Below are 19,070 nucleotides of genomic sequence, written 5' to 3'. Positions count from 1 at the left end.
GTTAGCCTGATTCCGAAAGTGACCAGATTTCGGAGCTGCCAATGTCGTTGAAACCGTTCGTCTTCGCCATTTCCCTCGCCGCGGCCCTTCCGGCCTTCGCGCAAGACACCTCCCTTTCCACAGAATTGGCCGATATCGAACGGCAGCTGACCGAGATCGACGCGCAAGCCGCGCGCTACGACGGCGGCCTGATCCTGACGCTGATCGAAGCACGCCGTGAGGCGCTTCTTCTCGCCAAGACACTCATCGAAAACCGGATCAACGCGGAAGCGGGTGGCGCAACTGTCGAAGTGACAGTACCGGCTGTTCAGCCTGACGAGGCGCGTGCAGCGCAGATCCTCGGTGAAATGGCCGCTGCTCAACAGCGTATCGAAGAGGCGGAACGCGAAGCTGCAACCGGCGGCGGGCTGATCCAGGCGCTTGCGCTCAGCCGCGCCGAAACCGAACGCCTCACGCTGGCGCAGCTGCAGATGGGGTATCTGCAGGCGAAATACGGGATCGCTTTCCCTGTGATGGTCGCTCAGCCTCCGGCAGCAGCTCCGGCCGCAGCGCCCGCGGCTGAACCGGCGACGCCGCCGGAGGGTGCGGCACAAACCGTCGCGTGGGCGGATGCGCGGTTTTCGGCCATCGACTATACGCTCGCGCCATTCGAGCAGGCCAATCGGGATGGGCACCGGATTTCCGGCTGGTGGACGATTGAATCGAGCCGGGCGGCGGTGGACGACAGTCCGCAGATCGTCGCGCTGAACCATTCGCAATTTCAGCCGAACAACTTCATGGGCCAGACCGCCCTCGTCGCGCGCTGCATCGAAGGCGAGACGGCATTCGTCTTCGTGCAGGACGATTTCCTGATGAACGACTACCGCCGGAATTCGTTCGAAATGACGCTGCGCATCGATGACCAGCCGTCGCAGCAGTCTCGCTGGAGCAGTCTCACCTCCAACAAAGGGGCGGGTCTGTTCGGGCGGGATGCAGAGACGTTCATCCGGTCGATCTACGATGCCGACCGCCTGTTCATCCGGCTGGTCGAGTCAAACGGCCAGCAACATGATGCACTGTTCGAGCTTGCCGGGGCGCAGGATGCCTTCGAGGAGGTCGCCGCGGCATGCGGATGGACCACCCTGTCGCTTTCCACAGACGACTACCGCGCCATTCAGACCCTCCTGAATGCCGGAGGTTTCGATGTGGGCACGCCGGATGGACAATGGGGCCCAGCCTCCCAGAGGGCTATGCGCGCCTATCAGGCATCGGTCGGACTACCCGAAACCGGCGCGCCTGACCGGGCAACCCTAGAAAGGCTCGGCGTCCGTCAGTGACGAACGGTTAGGCGGGCTGGACAGAGACCGACGTCGCGACTCTTCAATCCTGCCGACTTTCGGCACTCCCGATGGCCTGATCATGCCCACCACCCGCGAAACTGTCCTAACCGCGCTGCACGCGCGGCTGCAACCGCTTGCCGCCCTCACCCTGCGTGACGAGGTCCTGCCCGAGCGGATCCCGACAGCTGGTCTGATCATCCTGCGCGACGGCCAGCCGGGCGAGCCAGAGGTGACACTGTCACCGCTGCGCTATCACTACCAGCACCGGGCCGAGCTGGAAGTCGTCGTCCAGGCGGGCACCGCCAGGGCCAGCGCCTTCGATGACCTGATCGCCGCCATCGGCGCGGCGCTGGAAGCTGACCGGACGCTGGGCGGCCTCTGCGACTGGATCGAACCCGAGGCCCCGGCCTCGGTCGACCTGCCCATCGAGGGTGCCGCCGCCCTTAAGGCAGCGGGAATCACCGTCGTCCTGCACTACACCACGACCGGCCCTCTGGCCTGACATCCCCCACACTCAAAGGAGACCCCCATGGCACGCGCACACGGCGCGCGGGCGCAGATGGCGCTTGCGTTCGAGACCGTCTACGGCACCCCGCCCGCCTCGGGCTACCGGACGGTGCCCTTCGCCAGCACTACGCTCGGGTCCGAGCAGCCGCTGATCGCCTCGGAACTGCTAGGCCAGGGGCGCGACCCGCTGGCCCCGATCAAGGACGCGGTCACGGCCGATGGGGATGTTGTGGTGCCGATCGACGTCGAGAACTTTGGCCTCTGGCTGAAGGCGGCCTTCGGTCAGCCGACGACCACGGGCACGACGCCCAAGACCCATACCTTCCAGTCGGGGAACTGGACGCTGCCGTCGATGGCCATCGAGACGGCGATGCCGGAAGTGCCGCGCTATGCGATGTACACTGGCTGCGTCTGCGACCAGTTGTCGTGGCAGATGGCGCGATCGGGGCTGCTGACCGCCACGGCCCGACTTGTGGCGCAGGGCGAGAACGTCGCAGCCGCCACGGCCGCAGGCACACCGACGTCGCTGGCACTGCAGCGGTTCGGGCATTTCAACGGAGCGATCACGCGCAACGGCACACCGCTTGGCAACGTCATTTCCGCCGAGGTGACCTATTCCAACGGCCTCGACCGGATCGAGACCATCCGCAACGACGGCAAGATCGAGGGCGCCGACCCCGGCATGGCGGCACTGACCGGCCGGATCGAGGTGCGGTTTGCCGATAGCGCCCTCGTAACCCAAGCCATCGACGGCACGCCTTGCGAGCTCGAGTTCGCCTACAGCCTCGGCGCGAACGCCAGTTTCACCTTCACCGCCCATGCCGTCTACCTGCCGGTCCCGCGGATCGAGATCCCCGGGCCCCAGGGCATCCAGGCGACCTTCGACTGGCAGGCCGCCAAGGCCACCAGCCCCGCCCGCATGTGCACCGCCGTCCTCGTCAACACCGTCACGGGATACTGACCATGATCCGACTGAACCTTTCGAACCGGCCCGAATGGCTCGACCTGCTGCCCGGCCTGCGCGTCCTGGTCGCTCCCCTGACCACCGCGCTCATGGTCTCTGCCCGCGCCGATCCCTTGATCGACGGCCTTTCGGAAAGCTCCAGCCAGGAGGATATGGCCCTCGCGATGGCCAAGGCTGTCGCCCGCCGCGCGGTGCTGGATTGGGAAGGCGTCGGCGACGAGGCGGGCAACCTTGTCCCGGTCAGCCCGACCGGGATCGATGCCCTCTTGGAAATCTGGCCCGTGTTCGAGGCCTTCCAGGCGCAATACGTCGCCCGCGGCCTGATGCTGGATCAGGAAAAAAACGCCTCCGCGCCCTCGCCGACTGGTCCTTCGGCGGGGGCGACGGCTACTGCGCGGTCTGCGCAGGTCCCTGCCCGGACTGCCCCGCAAGGCTGAACCGACCGCAGACGGTCGAGGGCTGGCAGGTCTGGGACCTGACCCAGCGCCTCGGCGGTCAGCTGCGCATCGCGCCGGGGGCGGTGATCGGATGGGACATGGGCGCTGCGCTTTCACTGGCAGAGGCGCTGGGCGTCGACGCCCTGATCGCAGCCGAACTGCTGCCCGAGATCGAGGCGGTGATGGTGCGCAAACTCAACGAGCAGATGGAAGGACGCCAGAATGGCTGAGAAGAAGGTCTCCGTCCGCCTCGTGGCGGAGGGCGGACGTCGCGTGCGCGCCGAACTGGAGGGTGTGGGCGAGGCCGGTGCCCGTGGCTTTGGCCGCCTGTCGCGCGAGATGGAACTGGCGAACACCCGGCTTGCGGCCTTCGCACGCCGTGCGGGCCTTGCCCTCGGGGCCGCCGCGGCGGCCGCTACAGCCTCGCTCGGCCTGATCGTCCGATCCACCGCCGAGAGCGCGGCGCAGATCCGGCAGTTCGCGCAGGTCGCCAATGCAACACCCGATGCGCTGCAGCGCTGGTCGGCCGGGGCGCGGACAGTCGGCATTGAACAGGAGAAGCTGGCCGACATCCTGAAGGACGTGAACGACCGGGTGGGCGACTTCCTCCAGACCGGCGGCGGGCCGATGGCGGATTTCTTCGAGAACGTGGCCCCGCGCGTGGGCGTCACGGCCGACCAGTTCGCGCGCCTTTCCGGCCCCGAGGCGCTGCAACTTTATGTCGACACCCTCGAACGCGCGGGTCTGAGCCAGCAGGAGATGACCTTCTATCTCGAGGCCATGGCCTCGGACGCGACGCGATTGATCCCCCTCCTGCGGAACAGCGGCGCCGAGATGGCCCGACTTGGGGATCAGGCATCCGATCTCGGCGCAGTGCTGGACGGCGATGCGCTGGAAGCCCTGCGTCGCACCCAACTCGCTCTGGGCACCGTATCCCTCGTGTTCGATGGCCTCCGGAACCGCATCGCCGTCGCCGTCGCCCCGACCATCGAGGCACTGGCCAATGCCTTCGTGGCGCTGGCCTCCGATGGCGGCATTTTGCGCTCGGCCATAGACACGCTGATCGGCAACCTCGGCCGACTTGCCTCCTATGCCGCGACCTTCGCCACCGTCATGGCCGGGCGCTGGGTCGCGGGCCTTGCCGCTGCTGCCCTGTCCGTGCGCGGCCTTGCCACCGCGCTGGTCTTCCTCCGCGGCGCCCTGATCCGGACCGGCATCGGGGCGCTGATCGTCGGTGCGGGCGAACTGGTCTACCAGTTCTCGCAGCTGGTCGCCCGGGTCGGCGGGGTGGGCGAGGCGTTTCGCTTGCTGGGCGATCTTGCCCGTGAAGTCTGGTCTCGCATCGGCCTGTCGCTGGACGCGGCCCTGGCGCGGATGTCGGCCGGATGGGAGGGCCTGAAGGCGGCGGGCCTCTCGGCGCTGGAGGGCACCATCGCAGGCGTCGTCAGCTTCGGTGACCGGACAGCCGCGATCTTCCAGGGGGCCTATGACGCTGCGGTTGCGATCTGGGGCAGTTTGCCAGGCGCCATCGGCGACTTCGCCTTCCAGGCAGCGAATGGCCTGATCTCGGGCGTCGAGGCGATGCTGAATGGCGTCGTCACCCGCATCAACAGCTTCATCGAGACCCTGAACGCTGCCCTTGCGCTGTTGCCCGAATGGGCGACAGGCGAAGGTGGCGTGCGGATCGGCATCCTCGACCCGGTGGAACTCGGCCGCATCGGCAACCCCTTCGAGGGCGCCGCGACCGCTGCAGGTGCCGCCGCCGCCGATGCCTTCTCGGCAGCGCTGTCGCGGACCTACCTCGAGCCGCCCGATCTCGGGCTCGGTGCCATGGCCGACGACGCCCGCGCCCGGGCAGATGGCTATCGCGAAGCGGCAGGGATGCTGGCTGACGCCGCCGGTCGGCCGCTCGCCAGCTGGCAGGCGCTGAAGGATGCAGTGAACGGAACAGGGACCGAGGCGGAGACGGCACTGGATGATGCGGCTGGTGCGGCCGATGCCCTTACGACAGGACTGAACGACACCGCCACGGCCGCCGAAGGTGCGGGCGGGGCCGCGCGCGCCGCCGGGGCGGCAGCGGCCGAGGGCGCGGACACGGCCCTTACCGGCTGGCAGGCCGTCACCGCCGCGCTCGCCGACTATGCCGCCAAGGCACGCGACATCGGCGGGGACATCGGCAGCGCGCTGGTCGGCGCGTTCCAGAGCGCCGAGAACGCCATCGGTGACTTCGTGAAGACCGGCAAGCTCGACTTCCGCGACTTGGTCACGTCCATGATTGCCGATCTCGCGAAACTGGCGGCCCGACGTTTCATCCTCGGCCCGATCGCCAATGCCCTCTCCGGCGCGCTGGGCGCGGCGGGTGGGATTTTCGCCAACATCCTGCATGCGGGCGGCATGGTCGGCGCCCGTGGTCCTGCCCGGATGGTCCCGGCCTTGGCCTTTGCCAATGCCCCGCGCATGCACAACGGCGGTTGGGCCGGTCTGCGGCCGGACGAGGTGCCCGCAATCCTGCAACGCGGCGAACGGGTGCTCTCGCGCCGGGAGGCGGCAGGGTACGGCCAGGCGGGTGGCTCGACTGTCAACGTCACGATCAACGCCCGCGACGCCGAGAGCTTCCGCCAGTCCCGCACGCAGGTCGCGAGCGACATTGCCCGCGCCGTGTCGCTGGGCCGAAGGGGGATGTGATGGCGTTTCACGAGGTCAGGTTTCCGGACAACATCAGCCGGGGCGCGCGCGGCGGCCCCGAGCGGCGCACCCAGATCGTCGAACTGGCAAGCGGGGCCGAGGAACGCAATGCGAGCTGGGCCAACAGCCGCCGCCGCTTCGACGTGGCCTATGGCATTCGCCGCGCCGACGATCTGGCGGCGGTCGTCGCCTTCTTCGAGGCGCGGAACGGCCGTCTCCACGGCTTCCGCTTCAAGGACTGGGCCGACTTCAAGTCCTGCCTGCCGTCGCAGACGCCGGGCCCTACCAACCAGCCCATCGGCACCGGCAATGGGGCGGCCACCCTGTTTCAACTGGCCAAACGCTACACCTCTGGCGCGCAGTCCTGGGCACGGGCCATCACCAAGCCCGTCGCCGGAACAGTGAACATCGCCCTGAACGGCACGCCGCAGGTTTCAGGCTGGTCGGTTTCCACCGCGACCGGCCTCGTCACCTTCACCACCGCCCCGGCCGCAGGCGTGGCCATCACCGCAGGCTTCGAATTCGACGTCCCCGTCCGCTTCGACACTGACGCCCTCGACGTAACCCTCGACCTCGAACGCCTCGGCTCGATCACCTCGATCCCCCTCGTGGAAATCCGCACATGAAGACCCTGAACCCGGCGCTGCAGGCGCATCTCGACGAGGGGACGACGACGCTGGCGTGGTGCTGGCGCATCACCCGCGCCGATGGCGTGACCTTCGGTTTCACCGACCACGACCGAACGCTGGCGTTCGACGGGACCGAGTTCGAACCGGAAAGTGGGCTTACGGCGTCAGAGGTGCGATCCGGCTCCGACCTCTCGGTCGATGCGCAGGACGCGCAAGGCGTGCTGTCGTCGGACCGGATCACCGAGACCGACATCCTCGATGGCCGATGGGATAATGCAGCGGTCGAGGTCTGGCGGGTGAACTGGTCGGCCCCTTCGCAGCGCGTGCTGCTGCGTCGCGGGGCCATCGGACAGATCAGGCGCGGGCGGCTGGCCTTCGTGGCCGAAGTGCGGTCACTGGCCCATGTCCTCGGCCAGACAGTCGGGCGGACGTTTCAGGCGAGCTGCGATGCAGCGCTGGGCGATGCGCGCTGCGGCGTGAACCTCGAGGCCCCAGCCTTCAAGGGCAGCGGCGCGATCATCGATGTGCTGCGCGACCGTGCCTTTACAGCCTCCGGCCTTGGCAATTTCGCGGCGGGCTGGTTTGCCTTCGGGCTGATCGAGTGGTCGACCGGTGCGAACGCCGGGCGGCGCGTCGAGGTGCTGTCGCACGACCTCGTCGACGGGGTGGCGATCCTGACCCTGCTCGAGGCGCCGGTGCGACCCATCGCGGCGACGGATGCCTTCGTGGTCCGGGCGGGCTGCGACAAGCGGATCGCGACCTGCGGGACAAAGTTCGCCAATGTCGCCAACTTCCGGGGTTTCCCGCACATCCCGGGCCAGGACGCAGTCCTGCGATACGCCACCAGGGACGGCGGCCACGAAGGGGCAGTGCTGTGACCGCGCCCGTCCCGACAGCCGATCCCGGCCGCGTCATTGCCGTCGCGCGGTCGTGGCTTGGCACGCCCTACCACGACCAGGCCAGCCTGCGCGGGGTTGGCTGCGACTGCCTCGGCCTCGCGCGGGGTGTCTGGCGCGAGGTCGTCGGCCCGGAGCCGTTCCCGATCCCGCCCTACAGCCGCGATTGGGGCGAGACCGGCCCGCGCGAGGTGTTGGCGGACGGCGCGCGCCGCATGATGCCGGAAATCGCACCGGCCGAAGCCCCACCCGGTGCGCTGATCCTGTTCCGCATGATGCCCCGCGCCATCGCCAAGCATGTCGGGATCCTCACCGGCCCCGACACCTTCCTTCACGCCTATGAGCGACTGGGCGTGATCGAGGAACTGCTGACGCCCGCTTGGGCGCGCAAGATCGCCTTCGCCTTCCTGTTCCCCGCACGCTGAGAATTTCATATGGCCACGCTTGTCCTCGGCGCTGTCGGTTCCGCCATCGGCGGGGCGTTCGGCGGCGCGATCCTCGGCTTCTCCGGGGCTGCCATCGGTGGCTTCATCGGCTCCACAATCGGCTCGGTGGTCGACAGCTGGATCGTGTCCTCGCTGGCCCCCACGCAGAAGATCGAGGGCCAGCGTCTTGACAGTCTTCGGATCACATCAGCGACGGAGGGAGCGATCATCCCGCGCCTCTACGGCCGCATGCGCATCGGTGGCAACATCATCTGGGCCACCGATTTCCGCGAGGAGACCAGGACCACCACGCAGGGCGGTGGCAAGGGCGGGGGCGGTGGCCGGGTCCAGACGACCGAGTACCTCTACTACGCCAGCTTCGCCGTTGCGCTCTGCGAAGGCCCGATCACCGGCATGGGGCGCATCTGGGCCGACGGCAAGCCGCTCGATATGACCGGGATCACCTGGCGCTGGTATCCGGGGAGCGAGACGCAAGCCGCCGACCCGTTCATTGCTGCCAAGATGGGGGCGGCCAACACCCCCGCCTATCGTGGCACCGCCTATGTCGTTTTCGAGGAACTGGCGCTTTCCACTTACGGCAACCGCCTGCCGCAGCTCAGCTTCGAGGTGTTCCGGCCGCTCGCGGCTCCCGACACGGCCGAGGGGCTGGTCAAGGCGGTGACGATGATCCCCGCCTCGGGCGAGTTCACCTATGCGACTGAGGCTGTCCGAAAGACAGTCGGGGCGACGACGACGGTCTTCGGCCAGACGACTGGCGGCACGACTTCGGCCGAGAACCTGAACGCGCTGCCGGATGAGGCCGATATCGTTGTGGCCCTCGATCGGCTGCAGGCCATGGCACCTGCGGTCGAAAGCGTCAGCCTCGTCGTCGCCTGGTTCGGCAATGACTTGCGCGCGGGCAACTGCGCGATCAAGCCTGGCGTCGAAGTGGCGACCAAGGTCACCAGCCCCAAGGTCTGGACAGTCAACGGCGTGGCGCGGGCGAGTGCGCATCTCGTCAGCCGTGATGCCGAGGACCGCCCGGTCTATGGCGGCACGCCTGCCGACTTCGCGGTGGTGCAGGCGATCCGCGAGATGAAGGCGCGCGGCCTGCGCGTCACCTTCTATCCGTTCCTGCTGATGGACGTTCCGCCCGGCAACACCCTGCCGAACCCCTATTCGAACAATGCCGCGACGCCGGGCCAGCCTTCCTTCCCCTGGCGCGGTCGGATCACATGTTCCCCGGCGGCAGGCTTCGCGGGGACGGCAGACAAGACCGCCGCTGCGGCCACGCAAGTCTCGGCCTTCTTCGGCGCCGCCACCCCGGCGCAGTTCGCGGTGTCGGGCGACACGGTCAGCTGGACCGGCCCCTCGGGCGACTGGGGCCTGCGCCGGATGATCCTGCACTACGCCCATCTCTGCGCGGTGGCGGGCGGGGTCGATGCTTTCCTGATCGGCACCGAGATGCGCGGGCTGACGACAATCCGGTCGGGGGCAAGCGCCTACCCAGCGGTCACCGCCTTCAAGGTGCTGGCGGCGGATCTCAAGGCGATCCTCGGGCCGGGCACCAAGGTCGGCTACGCCTCGGACTGGTCCGAGTATTTCGGCCACCAGCCAGGCGATGGAACCGGGGACGTGTTCTTCCACCTCGACCCGCTCTGGTCGGATGCCAACATCGATTTCATCGGCATCGACAACTACATGCCGCTGTCGGACTGGCGCGACGGCTTCGACCATGCGGATGCCCTGCAAGGCTGGCCCGCAATCCATGACCGGGGCTATCTGCAGGCGAACATCGCAGGCGGCGAGGGCTTCGACTGGTTCTACGCCTCGGCGGCCGACCGGTCGGCCCAGATCCGCACCCCGATCTCCGACGGCGCCGCGGGCAAGCCCTGGGTCTTCCGCTACAAGGATCTGCGGGCCTGGTGGTCGAACCCGCATTTCAACCGGCCGGGCGGGGTGGAGAGCGGCACGCCGACGGCATGGGTGCCGCAGTCAAAGCCCGTGTGGTTCACCGAACTCGGCTGTCCCGCCATCGACCGGGGCACGAACCAGCCCAACGTCTTCTTCGACCCGAAGTCGTCCGAGAGCTTCACGCCATACTTCTCCCGCGGCTGGCGCGATGACGCGATCCAGCGCGCCTATCTCGAGGCCAGCTATCTCTGGTGGGGTCAGGGTGCGAACAACCCGACGTCGTCGGTCTACGGCGGCCGGATGGTCCATGTCCCGGAATGCGCCGCATGGACCTGGGATGCGCGACCCTATCCGTTCTTCCCCGAACTGACCGGGGTCTGGACGGACGGCCCCAACTGGCGGCTTGGTCACTGGCTGACGGGGCGGCTGGGCGCGGTGTCACTGGCGGCCCTTGTGCGTCATCTCTGCCTGCGCGCTGGGCTTGATGAGGCGATGATTGACGTCACCGGCCTCTGGGGCGCGGTCGAAGGCTATGTGATCGTCGCCCTCGAAAGCCCCCGCGCGTCGATTTCCACGCTGGCCCGCCACTTCGGCTTCGATGCCATCGAGACGGAGGGCGTGATCCGTTTCGTGATGCGCGGGCGCGCCTCCGTCGCCACGCTATCCATCGACGATCTGGTCTCCAGCCGTGAGGGCGAGGCCTTTGAACTGATCCGTGGCCAGGAGACGGAACTGCCGCAGGCGCTGAAGTGGCAAGTTGCGCGCGCGGACGAGGACTATGACGCTGCCCTCGTCGAGGCGCGGCGGATTACCGTCGATACCACCCGCATCGCCTCCGAGTCCTTCCCCATGGCGATCCCGCCCGAGGAGGCCGAACGCCGCTGCCGCCGCGCGCTGATGGAGGCGTGGATCGGCCGGGAAAGTGCAACCTTCCGCCTGCCGCCCTCGCGGTTGGCGCTGGACCCGGCTGATGTGATCCGGCTGGCGCATGACGGTCGGGAGGTCGAGTTCCGCCTCGCCTCGGTCGCCGATGCCGAGGCACGGAGCATCGAGGCGGTGCGCCAGGACCGCGCCGCCTATGACCTGCCACCCGGCGATCCCCGCCCGGCCTCGCTCGCCAGCCCCGTCGTATTCGCCGTGCCCGAAGTGGTGATGCTGGACCTGCCGCAGATCAGCGAGGACCAGCCCGCGCATCGCCCCCTGATCGCCGCCCATGCCAGCCCCTGGCCGGGCGAGATCGCCGTCTTCCGCAGCGCGTCAACCGACGGGTTCAACCTCTTGACCACCTTCGGCAGTCGGGCGCGGATCGGCACGCTGGCCTTCGACTTCTTTCCAGGGCCGACCTCGCGCTTCGATCTGGGCAACCAGCTGGTCGTTGATCTCCTGTCGGGGACGCTAGAGAGCGTGACGGACGTCGCATTGTTCGGCGGGGCAAATGCACTGGCCGTGGAGACGGCGGACGGGGTCTGGGAGATCGTCCAGGCTGGCCAAGCCGAACTGATCGCCGCTGGCCGCTACCGACTGACCCGCCTCCTGCGCGGCCAGCGCGGGACGGAACATGCGATGGGCAACCCGGCCCCGGCCGGGGCGCGGGTCGTGGTGCTGGATGCAACGCTGGCCTCACTCCCAATTGCCGAGGCCGATCTCGGACTGCCGTGGAACTGGCGGGTGGGTCCGGCCGCGCGCGCGGTCAGCGATGCGAGCTATGCCGCGTTGGGCTTCACGCCGACCGGGCGGGGGCTTGTCCCTTTCGCCCCGGTGCATGTCGAACAGCCATGGCGGACCGCCCGCAGCTCGGGCGATCTGACCATCCGCTGGACACGGCGATCCCGCGCGCTGGTGGCCGATGCCTGGGAGCAGGTCGAGGTCCCACTCGCCGAAGACCTGGAGAGCTACGACGTCCATATCCTCGAAGCGGCCACAATCAAGCGCACGCTGACCAGCACCATGGCCTCCGTCCTCTACACCGCCGCCCAGCAGACCGCCGATTGGGGCGCACCGCTCGGGCCCGGCCAGACGCTGGCGATCCGCATCTACCAACTCTCGAACCGCCTCGGCCGCGGCACGCCTGCGACCGTGACCCTTCAGTTCTGACGGGAACCCTCATGTCCGACACCACGACCCATCTGGGCCTGCCCTACCTCCTGGCCGCCCAAGCCCAGAAGCATGTCACGCATAACGAGGCGCTGCGGCTGCTCGACGCCATGGTGCAGCTTTCCGTCCTCGACCGGACGCGTACCACGCCTCCTGCCAGCCCGGCCGATGGCAATCGGCACCTTGTGGCCTCGGGCGCGACCGGCCTCTGGGCCGGGTGGGATCTGAACATCGCCTTCTGGGTCGACGGCGCATGGATCCGGCTGGTGCCGCGCACCGGCTGGCTCGTCTGGGTCGCGGCCGAGGGTCTGTTCCTCGTCTGGACCGGCAGCGCCTGGGAGGTCGTGGGCGAGCCGCGTGACGTGTCGGACGCGGTCTTCAGTCTGGTGAACGACGCCGATCCGACGAAGAAGGCCACCTTTTCGCTGGCGGGGATCAGCGCCGGGGCGACGCGTAGTTACACGCTGCCGAACACCTCGTCGGAACTGGCGATCCTCGCGGGCACGCAAACCTTTAGCGGCAATAAAACCTTCTCAGGGACGCTCACGGCGTCCGGGACCGTGACGGTCTCCGCAGCCAGCGCCTCGATCGGCACGGCGACTACGACCGCCACCTACGGCATGGGCACCGGGGCCACGACCACGGGCGTCACGAAGACCGTGAACATCGGCACAGGCGGCGCTTCCGGGTCGACCACGGTCGTAAACATCGGCTCGGCTACGGCTGGCGCGGGCGGCACCACGGTGGTGAACACGCCCACCGTCACCTTCGCCAATGCGGTCACGCAGGTCGGCATGCCGCAAGCGAACCTGACCGCGCAGTTCTTGGGCCTCGGTGGCGCGACGGCTGACAGCTACAATCGGCTGTCTGTGAACACACCGGCCGTTCTTCTGAACAACGCCGGGGCCGGGATCGAGGCGACGGTCAACAAGGCCGCCGCCGGGAATGACGCTGCCTTCGCCTTCAAGACCGGCTTCTCGGCCCGTGCCCTGATCGGTCTCTTGGGCAACGACGATTTCAGCTTCAAGGTCAGCCCGGATGGCTCGGCCTTCTTCGACGCGATCAGGATCGACCGGACCAGCGGCCAGGTGGAACTGCCGCAGCCGACCGTTCTGCCGGGACTGGCCGCAGCGCCGTCACCTCCGCCTGCAGGGAAAGCCGCCGTCTATGCCCGCAGCCGCGCCGGTGCGCCGTGGATCGACGTCATGCGCCCCTCCGGCCGGGACTTTCCGCTCCAGCCCCACTTCGGGGTGAACCGCATCGCCAATTGGTCCCCCTCGGTCAGCACCACGATCACGACCGAGGGCCTGCCGATCACCTCGGTCGGGACCGTGTCGCACCCGACGCTGGCCGCCACGAACCTGGCCGCCAGCATGCGGCGCTGGCGGCTGACTTCTGCGGCCGTCGTGGACTCGGTCGCCGACCAGCGATCCGCAGGCTGGGCCTGCTGGCGCGGCAACGCGGCGAGCCTCGGCGGCTGGACCTTCGTCACGCGGATTTCGCTAACGACCCTGCAGGCGACTGGCATGGGGTTCTTCGGCCTTTATGGATCGACCGTAGCGCTGGCCACCACCCTGACGCTGGCCGCGGCCATCAACTGCATCGGGATCGGCTTCCAGCGCGGGACGCACACCCGCTGGCAACTGGTCGCGAACGACGGGACCGGCGCACCGACCCTGACCGACATGGGGGCGAGCTTTGCCATCGCCACAGGCGGCGTGCTGACCCTGTTCATCGCCGCACCACCGAACGGCAGTTCCGTGTGGGTCCGTGTGGTGGACGAGGTCTCCGGCGCGATCTTCGAGCAGGAGATCACCGCCGACCTGCCCGCCGCGACGCAGTTCCTATCGCCGCGGCTGTTCCTGAACACCGGGGCGACAGCCGCCGCCGTCGCCTATGACTGCGCCGGGGTCTACCTGGAAACCGACTTCTGACTGGCCGCGCTTCGCGGCAATGAAAGGACCACCATGAACGACCAGACCACCCTCGCCGACGCGGTCGCGCGGGCCTTTCGGGACCACGGGATCACCGCCGCGCTGACCGCCCTGATCGGCGGCACCATGGCCCTGATTGCGGCGATCACCCGCAAGGCCTTCACCAACGAGGCTCTGCTGGACCGCCTCGACCGCGAATTGGTCGCCGACCGGGACCGCATCGACCGCCAGCGCAGCGAGGATCGCAAGGCCGATGGCGACCGCCTCGACCGGATCGAAACGGACATCCGTTCGATGCGCGACATGCTCTTCGACGCCTTCCAGCGCGGCCGATCCGACTGACCCATCCGAACCTCGCCAACCGACACCCCACCCGCCCCAGAGGCGGGTTTTTCATTTGGAGAATCCCATGCCCACCCTGACCTACCCCCACTGGCGCGACGTGCCCGCCAACACCTGGCGCTGGCCGAACTTCTCGGCCGCCGAGATCGCCTGCCGCGGCACCGGCGCGATCAAGATCAACACCGAGGCGATGGACAAGCTGCAGGCCCTGCGCGATCGGCTGGGCAAGCCGCTGATCGTGCGCTCGGCCTACCGCAGCCCGGAACACAATCGCGCTGTCGGCGGGGCGCCCGCGTCCAAGCACATGCAGGGCACAGCCTTTGACATCGCGATGGCGAACCACGATCCTTCGGCCTTCGAGGCAGCGGCGCGGGCGGTCGGGTTCCTGGGGTTCGGATACTATCCCCGCTCCGGCTTCATGCATATCGACCTCGGGCCCGCCCGGTCCTGGGGCGATCCCTTCCCGGTGCGGCCCGTGCCCTTCGCCTCTGAACTGCCGCCCGCGCGCGAAGTCCTGTCGGAAAGCCGGACCCTGCGCGGGGGCGGTGCAGCTGGGGCGGCCACAGTCGGCGCGGCCGGGGTGGAAGTTCTGCAGGACGCCCTCGCGGAAACCCAGTCCACCATCCAGCCGCTGGTGCCCTACCTCGACACCCTGCGTTGGGTGCTGATCGCCATCGCCCTGATCGGCATCGCCGTCACGATCCATGCGCGACTGGACGACTGGAAACGGGGCCAGCGGTGATCGGCTGGCTCCTCACCCATGGCCCGGCGCGCAAGGCGCTGGGCCTGTTCGTCTCCGCCGCAGCGATCCTGCTTTTCCTTTTCAACTTGCGTCGCGCCGGTGAACGCGCCGGGCGCGCCGCCGAACGCCTTGATGCCCGAGAGAGAAACGATGCCATCCACCGCCAGATGCTCGACGCCGCCGCCCGCCGCCCTCCTGATCGTGATGCTCTGGCTGACCGGCTGCGCGACGGGCGGTTCTGAGACCCACGCGCCCTGCCCGCCCGTGGTCGACTACACCGCCGCCGATCAGGCGCGCGCAGCTCACGAGGTTGAAGCGCTGCCGGAGGGGGCCGTCATTGTCCGGATGCTCAGCGACTACGCCGTGTTGCGAGACCAGGCGCGGGCGTGCGGGTAAGGGCGGGTAGCAGTCGTTCGCCGCGGCAGGGCTCAATTGCCAGTTCGTGGCCCGTTGCTGACCGACCCCCTTCTGGAGTCTTGTCAATCTAACCGCGCTCTGTGTGACGGGAACCCAACGGTGGCTAGGCTCCCACTTCCTTGGGCTTTGGCTTCAAGTTTAGATTGACCTTGGCGCAGCCGCAGCGGGCAGCTTCCTTCGTCTTGCCGGTCTGCACCACATAGATCAGGTCGCCGCAGGCGGGGCATTCAAACTCGCGTTCCAAACGTTTGAAGGCGGCGACAACCGGCTCAAAATCCTGCCGCTGGAGGTTAGCCCATTCGTTGTAATGGATGGCTGGGTTTATCTCCCATTGCTCGCTCTGGGATTTGGTAACGGCGGCTGTAAAGGCCGCATGGCACGCATTGATCTCGTCAACGCGGGCATTGTCGCCCCAGCTTTGCGCGGTCGCCTTGGCCTTCTTGTAGAGATCGTTCAAGGCGCTGATCGCGGCGGGCAACAGGTCGCCCAAGTCGTATTTGCCGTTGCTGCGATATTCGACGCGCCCGCCCAGCCGGGCGCACCATTCGGCTGCGGCATATTCGAGGTAATGGCGAAGCTGACCGGATGCGGCGCGTATTTCGTTTGCGGCGACCAGTCCATCGACCTCGGCCCATACGTCGGTTTGTTTCCACTCCTTTGGGCCATGATCGACATGCCATTTGCGGAAGGTGAGCGCGCTCTTGGCTGGAACGAGCTTGCTGCTTTTCATGTGGTTCAGCCACACCGGATCGTGCGTGGTAAGCACAAACTGTGTAGTTGGAAACTTGGTCCTGAGCAGGGTGCAGACTTCGCGCCGATGTCCGGCATCGACCGACATCAACACATCGTCCAGAACGGCGAAGGTGAACTGGTCGCCAAGTAAGTGCTTCATCAAGGCGAGGTAGAGGCACAGACCCATGCCATCTTGATGGCCTTCGCTGTGGTAGGCCCCGGGTGGGAAGAAGCCTTTGCCGTAGAAATCGACCTCGAAGCCGAGTTTTCCAAGCGAGGGCGTGAGCTGCGCCTCGAACTTGCTTTCGTCGTCGCCGTTGATGTCGCGATAGTAGCTGCGGAACTCCGCCTCTACCTCCTTGTAAATCGCCTCGAGCGCCTTGTCGGTGGTCGTGCCATACAGCGCGTGGACCTTGGCGGCGGCATCGGCTTTGGCCTTCCCCGCTGCATGTTTCGTCATCGCCTGACGCCACGATTCCATGCGTTCCTGCCCCACGGTCAGGTAATCACGCGCCGCGTCGCGGTCGGTCGGCTCCGGCAAAGCATCGACGCTGGCCGAGAGGCTGGCGATCTGGTCAAGCGCCGGTTGGATGTCCACCCAATCGGTGTCCAGCGCGGCGATGGCATCGTCCAGAGGCAGGAAGCGGCGCAGCACTTCGGCGCGGCGGGCCGCTTCATTGGCCACCACCGCAAACGGTTCAAAGTCGAGCGGCGTCGGCAGGTCGCGGGCATAAACCGCCAATTGCCGCAACATCGGCCGCAGCCCCTCCAGCGCGGCGACGACGGGTTCGATCAAGGCCTCGACCCGTTTGCGTTCGGCCGCCGCCGCTTTCAGTTGCTCGCGCTGGGCCTCGACCACCGCACGAAACTCCGCGGGCTCCCAAGCGGTTTCGCAAACAGGGCAATGCTCGTCATCGAAAAGATCAAGGGCGGTGGCGAGCATTCCGTCGCGGGAAATGTCGGCAAGTCTGGCTTCGTTCTCTTTCAGGGCGGTGAGCGCATCGACCACGACCGACCATGCTGCCTCGGTTTCAGGTGCTTTGATCGCTTCAAGCAAGGCCCGCCCATCGGCAATGTCGGTCTTAGCCTGGACTTTGGGAACCTTGGGTGCAGTGACGGCGCCCTGTGTTTCCAGCCCGTCCCTTAAGGACGTGGTGGCTTCGAGTTTGGTTATGGTTGGAAGATCCAATGCAGCCCGTTTGGCATTGACCGCAGCAAGCAGTGTCGGCGCTTTCAGTTCGGCGATGCCAAGGGCGCGCATCAAGTGGGTGGCGGAGCGGTCGCGCTCACCCTCCAGCGCCTTAAGGTCGCGCATCGCGGCGTTCGATATCTTCAGCAGGAGCTTGCGAGTGGTGTCGAGCTTTTCGAGCTGCAACAGGGCCTGAACTTCCTCGGCGCGCACGCCGGGTTCGGCCAAGACGTATTTGATGATCTCGCGCCGTGAGAGCGAGAACTCCGGGTGACGCTGCACATGCTCGAACACGGCGCGGATAGCCGGGTCATCCGGCGTGATCGTCGGAGCCTTGGGCGATTTTACGTTACGAGTTATAGTCGCCTTCTTGCCGAGGGTAGGGATCGAAACCTCTAGTGTGACTACCGCTTTTTCGGGATGGGTGCGGCTGTTAACGTGCGGGCCATGCTCTTTGACCGACAGCGCGCCGCGACCCTTTCCGACCAAGCGGGAAATCGTGCCTGTCAGCCCAAATTCGAGCGCATCGACAATGCCACTTTTACCAGTGCCGTTCGGGCCGCACACTGCAAAGTTCGCACTGCCAAGATCAACATTCAGGTCACGGATTCCCCGGAACTCTTTAATCAGGATGCGATCAACGGTGATCATGAGTCGTCGCCGAATATCGCCTGATACAATGCAGCTTCGTTGACTGTATCGCCATCGAGCAAGACGGGTTTCAGGCGCGTGGCCACTTCGACCAGCGCTTCGTCTTCCCCAACCGCGGTTATGAACATCGATAGCACGCGGTTGGCGACCGATTGTTCAGGTGTCTGCTGTGTTTCCTCATCCATGATTCAATTCTTCACTATAGTGCCACCCACGCAAGTCGAAATCTGGTCATTACAAGGTCGACCGGTGGCGACGGGCTGGGTGTGTGGTCAGCGACCGCGCGCCTTGCTTCTCGAGACCCAGTTTGCGCCACCGTAGGTAACGGCGAATATCAGCACCTCAGCGGCTTCGTCGTCCACCACGAACGCGATGACAGCTTTCCGCCCGGCCGGGATGGCCCGAAGTCCGGGGGCGATCTCATCGCGAATGCTTCCCTTGTGCGGCGTGTCCCTCAGGGTCGCGATGGCTTCCTCGATCTCGGCCAGCTTCCGCGCTGCGATATCCGGCCCGGCATAGCCGAGGATCCATCGCACGATTGCGTCGAGGTCACGCGCGACGAGAGGGTGGAAACGGATTCGGTAGGTCACGCTCCGCGCGCAGCCTCGATCGAGGCGCGGGCGGCGGCGAAGGCGCCGTCCTCGTCGATGAAGGCTTCGCGCGGCGTTTCCATGCGGGCACGGATTTCCTGCGCGAGGGCCTGGAGGGCAACATTTCGCTCCTCCTCATCCTGCATCATCTGTTCCAACGCAGCCGCGACGGCGGCACTCTGCGTTGCGAACACGCCCTGTCCGACCTTTTCCGACAGGAACTGATGATGGCGGTCGGTGAAGCTTAGGGTGGTCTTGACGGTCATCCGCGCCTCCAAGGGTATGACTCAGTCATATATGGCTTGCGGGCACGTCCCGCAACCTGGCGCAAGCAGACGGACGACGCCCCGCCCGGAACGCAAAAAGCCCCCTTGTGGGGGGCCTGGTGTAACGTTGAGTTGTTGTTGAGGTGTTTGCGTTTGCTTATACACAAGCGAAACGCTCAACATTTAACTATTTGGTTTTATTGGAAGATTTGGTTGCGGGGGCAGGATTTGAACCTGCGGCCTTCAGGTTATGAGCCTGACGAGCTACCGGGCTGCTCCACCCCGCGTCAGGGTGTTTTGTATCGTTGATGGGGTCTTTTCTAGGTTTGGCGGTGAC

General features: G+C 66.8%; 18 protein-coding genes and 1 tRNA gene. 14 read left to right on the top strand and 5 right to left on the bottom strand.

The features are described 5' to 3' along the window. Positions 1–41 precede the first annotated feature (41 nt). From FOA17_RS00815 to FOA17_RS00755, 14 genes are all read left to right on the top strand, one after another. Positions 42–1,316 (top strand): peptidoglycan-binding domain-containing protein, encoded by a 1,275-nt coding sequence (locus tag FOA17_RS00815; protein WP_149139622.1) that lies wholly within the window; start codon positions 42–44, stop codon positions 1,314–1,316. A gap of 82 nt (positions 1,317–1,398) precedes the next feature. After that, on the top strand, positions 1,399–1,821 hold the full coding sequence (locus tag FOA17_RS00810; RefSeq protein ID WP_149139621.1) for an acyl-CoA transferase: 423 nt from the start codon (positions 1,399–1,401) through the stop codon (positions 1,819–1,821). Between the two features lie 27 nt (positions 1,822–1,848). After that, positions 1,849–2,787, top strand: coding sequence for a phage tail tube protein (locus FOA17_RS00805; RefSeq protein ID WP_149139620.1), 939 nt, complete (start codon positions 1,849–1,851; stop codon positions 2,785–2,787). A 2-nt stretch (positions 2,788–2,789) separates the two neighbouring features. Then, the gene (locus FOA17_RS00800; RefSeq protein WP_149139619.1) at positions 2,790–3,227 is read left to right on the top strand and encodes a hypothetical protein; all 438 of its coding nucleotides are present in this window, start codon (positions 2,790–2,792) and stop codon (positions 3,225–3,227) included. Between the two features lie 83 nt (positions 3,228–3,310). After that, positions 3,311–3,457 carry a DUF7697 family protein gene (locus FOA17_RS20250; protein WP_420841668.1) on the top strand — a complete coding sequence of 49 codons (147 nt, stop codon included), beginning with the start codon at positions 3,311–3,313 and terminating at the stop codon, positions 3,455–3,457. Next, positions 3,450–5,912, top strand: coding sequence for a phage tail tape measure C-terminal domain-containing protein (locus FOA17_RS00795; protein WP_149139618.1), 2,463 nt, complete (start codon positions 3,450–3,452; stop codon positions 5,910–5,912). Before FOA17_RS20250 ends, FOA17_RS00795 begins: the two co-directional genes overlap by 8 nt. Next, positions 5,912–6,538: a DUF2460 domain-containing protein gene (locus FOA17_RS00790; protein WP_149139617.1), complete on the top strand. Its 627-nt coding sequence runs from the start codon at positions 5,912–5,914 to the stop codon at positions 6,536–6,538. Before FOA17_RS00795 ends, FOA17_RS00790 begins: the two co-directional genes overlap by 1 nt. Next, positions 6,535–7,419: a DUF2163 domain-containing protein gene (locus FOA17_RS00785; protein ID WP_149139616.1), complete on the top strand. Its 885-nt coding sequence runs from the start codon at positions 6,535–6,537 to the stop codon at positions 7,417–7,419. Before FOA17_RS00790 ends, FOA17_RS00785 begins: the two co-directional genes overlap by 4 nt. After that, positions 7,416–7,862, top strand: a complete 447-nt coding sequence (locus FOA17_RS00780; RefSeq protein ID WP_149139615.1) for an NlpC/P60 family protein — start codon at positions 7,416–7,418, stop codon at positions 7,860–7,862. The genes FOA17_RS00785 and FOA17_RS00780 overlap by 4 nt, the downstream gene beginning before the upstream one ends. Positions 7,863–7,871: 9 nt before the next feature. After that, positions 7,872–11,870, top strand: coding sequence for a baseplate multidomain protein megatron (locus FOA17_RS00775; RefSeq protein ID WP_149139614.1), 3,999 nt, complete (start codon positions 7,872–7,874; stop codon positions 11,868–11,870). An 11-nt stretch (positions 11,871–11,881) separates the two neighbouring features. Continuing rightward, complete coding sequence (locus FOA17_RS00770; protein ID WP_149139613.1) at positions 11,882–13,804, top strand: DUF2793 domain-containing protein; 1,923 nt, start codon at positions 11,882–11,884, stop codon at positions 13,802–13,804. Between the two features lie 33 nt (positions 13,805–13,837). Then, positions 13,838–14,146, top strand: a complete 309-nt coding sequence (locus FOA17_RS00765; protein ID WP_149139612.1) for a hypothetical protein — start codon at positions 13,838–13,840, stop codon at positions 14,144–14,146. Between the two features lie 67 nt (positions 14,147–14,213). Beyond that, positions 14,214–14,888, top strand: coding sequence for a YcbK family protein (locus FOA17_RS00760; protein WP_149139611.1), 675 nt, complete (start codon positions 14,214–14,216; stop codon positions 14,886–14,888). Next, positions 14,885–15,130, top strand: coding sequence for a hypothetical protein (locus FOA17_RS00755; RefSeq protein WP_238991680.1), 246 nt, complete (start codon positions 14,885–14,887; stop codon positions 15,128–15,130). The genes FOA17_RS00760 and FOA17_RS00755 overlap by 4 nt, the downstream gene beginning before the upstream one ends. 278 nt (positions 15,131–15,408) lie before the next feature. Here the strand turns inward: FOA17_RS00755 and FOA17_RS00745 are convergent, their stop codons facing one another. The 5 genes from FOA17_RS00745 to FOA17_RS00725 all read right to left on the bottom strand — a co-directional run bounded on the left by FOA17_RS00745 (position 15,409) and on the right by FOA17_RS00725 (position 19,020). Continuing rightward, positions 15,409–17,877 (bottom strand): AAA family ATPase, encoded by a 2,469-nt coding sequence (locus FOA17_RS00745; RefSeq protein ID WP_149139609.1) that lies wholly within the window; start codon positions 17,875–17,877, stop codon positions 15,409–15,411. Continuing rightward, on the bottom strand, positions 17,874–18,062 hold the full coding sequence (locus tag FOA17_RS00740) for a hypothetical protein (RefSeq protein ID WP_149139608.1): 189 nt from the start codon (positions 18,060–18,062) through the stop codon (positions 17,874–17,876). The genes FOA17_RS00745 and FOA17_RS00740 overlap by 4 nt, the downstream gene beginning before the upstream one ends. An 87-nt stretch (positions 18,063–18,149) precedes the next feature. Then, positions 18,150–18,467, bottom strand: coding sequence for a type II toxin-antitoxin system RelE/ParE family toxin (locus FOA17_RS00735; RefSeq protein ID WP_024846217.1), 318 nt, complete (start codon positions 18,465–18,467; stop codon positions 18,150–18,152). Then, the gene (locus tag FOA17_RS00730) at positions 18,464–18,733 is read right to left on the bottom strand and encodes a hypothetical protein (protein WP_231487014.1); all 270 of its coding nucleotides are present in this window, start codon (positions 18,731–18,733) and stop codon (positions 18,464–18,466) included. Before FOA17_RS00730 ends, FOA17_RS00735 begins: the two co-directional genes overlap by 4 nt. Before the next feature lie 210 nt (positions 18,734–18,943). Beyond that, positions 18,944–19,020: transfer RNA gene (locus FOA17_RS00725), tRNA-Met, on the bottom strand. Positions 19,021–19,070: the final 50 nt, after the last annotated feature.

Source organism: Gemmobacter caeruleus, assembly GCF_008271655.1.
Classification (GTDB): domain Bacteria; phylum Pseudomonadota; class Alphaproteobacteria; order Rhodobacterales; family Rhodobacteraceae; genus Gemmobacter; species Gemmobacter caeruleus.
This window is presented reverse-complemented; position numbering and strand designations above follow the sequence as displayed.

What these genes read in the sequence shown, in the direction of transcription:
- FOA17_RS00760 (WP_149139611.1), top strand. Translation starts at nt 14,214, where the DNA reads ATGCCCACCCTGACCTACCCCCACTGGCGCGACGTGCCCGCCAACACC.
- FOA17_RS00810 (WP_149139621.1), top strand. Translation starts at nt 1,399, where the DNA reads ATGCCCACCACCCGCGAAACTGTCCTAACCGCGCTGCACGCGCGGCTG.
- FOA17_RS00805 (WP_149139620.1), top strand. Translation starts at nt 1,849, where the DNA reads ATGGCACGCGCACACGGCGCGCGGGCGCAGATGGCGCTTGCGTTCGAG.
- FOA17_RS00745 (WP_149139609.1), bottom strand. Translation starts at nt 17,877, where the DNA reads ATGATCACCGTTGATCGCATCCTGATTAAAGAGTTCCGGGGAATCCGT.
- FOA17_RS00770 (WP_149139613.1), top strand. Translation starts at nt 11,882, where the DNA reads ATGTCCGACACCACGACCCATCTGGGCCTGCCCTACCTCCTGGCCGCC.
- FOA17_RS00815 (WP_149139622.1), top strand. Translation starts at nt 42, where the DNA reads ATGTCGTTGAAACCGTTCGTCTTCGCCATTTCCCTCGCCGCGGCCCTT.
- FOA17_RS00765 (WP_149139612.1), top strand. Translation starts at nt 13,838, where the DNA reads ATGAACGACCAGACCACCCTCGCCGACGCGGTCGCGCGGGCCTTTCGG.
- FOA17_RS00800 (WP_149139619.1), top strand. Translation starts at nt 2,790, where the DNA reads ATGATCCGACTGAACCTTTCGAACCGGCCCGAATGGCTCGACCTGCTG.
- FOA17_RS00730 (WP_231487014.1), bottom strand. Translation starts at nt 18,733, where the DNA reads ATGACCGTCAAGACCACCCTAAGCTTCACCGACCGCCATCATCAGTTC.
- FOA17_RS00740 (WP_149139608.1), bottom strand. Translation starts at nt 18,062, where the DNA reads ATGGATGAGGAAACACAGCAGACACCTGAACAATCGGTCGCCAACCGC.
- FOA17_RS00775 (WP_149139614.1), top strand. Translation starts at nt 7,872, where the DNA reads ATGGCCACGCTTGTCCTCGGCGCTGTCGGTTCCGCCATCGGCGGGGCG.
- FOA17_RS00785 (WP_149139616.1), top strand. Translation starts at nt 6,535, where the DNA reads ATGAAGACCCTGAACCCGGCGCTGCAGGCGCATCTCGACGAGGGGACG.
- FOA17_RS00790 (WP_149139617.1), top strand. Translation starts at nt 5,912, where the DNA reads ATGGCGTTTCACGAGGTCAGGTTTCCGGACAACATCAGCCGGGGCGCG.
- FOA17_RS00795 (WP_149139618.1), top strand. Translation starts at nt 3,450, where the DNA reads ATGGCTGAGAAGAAGGTCTCCGTCCGCCTCGTGGCGGAGGGCGGACGT.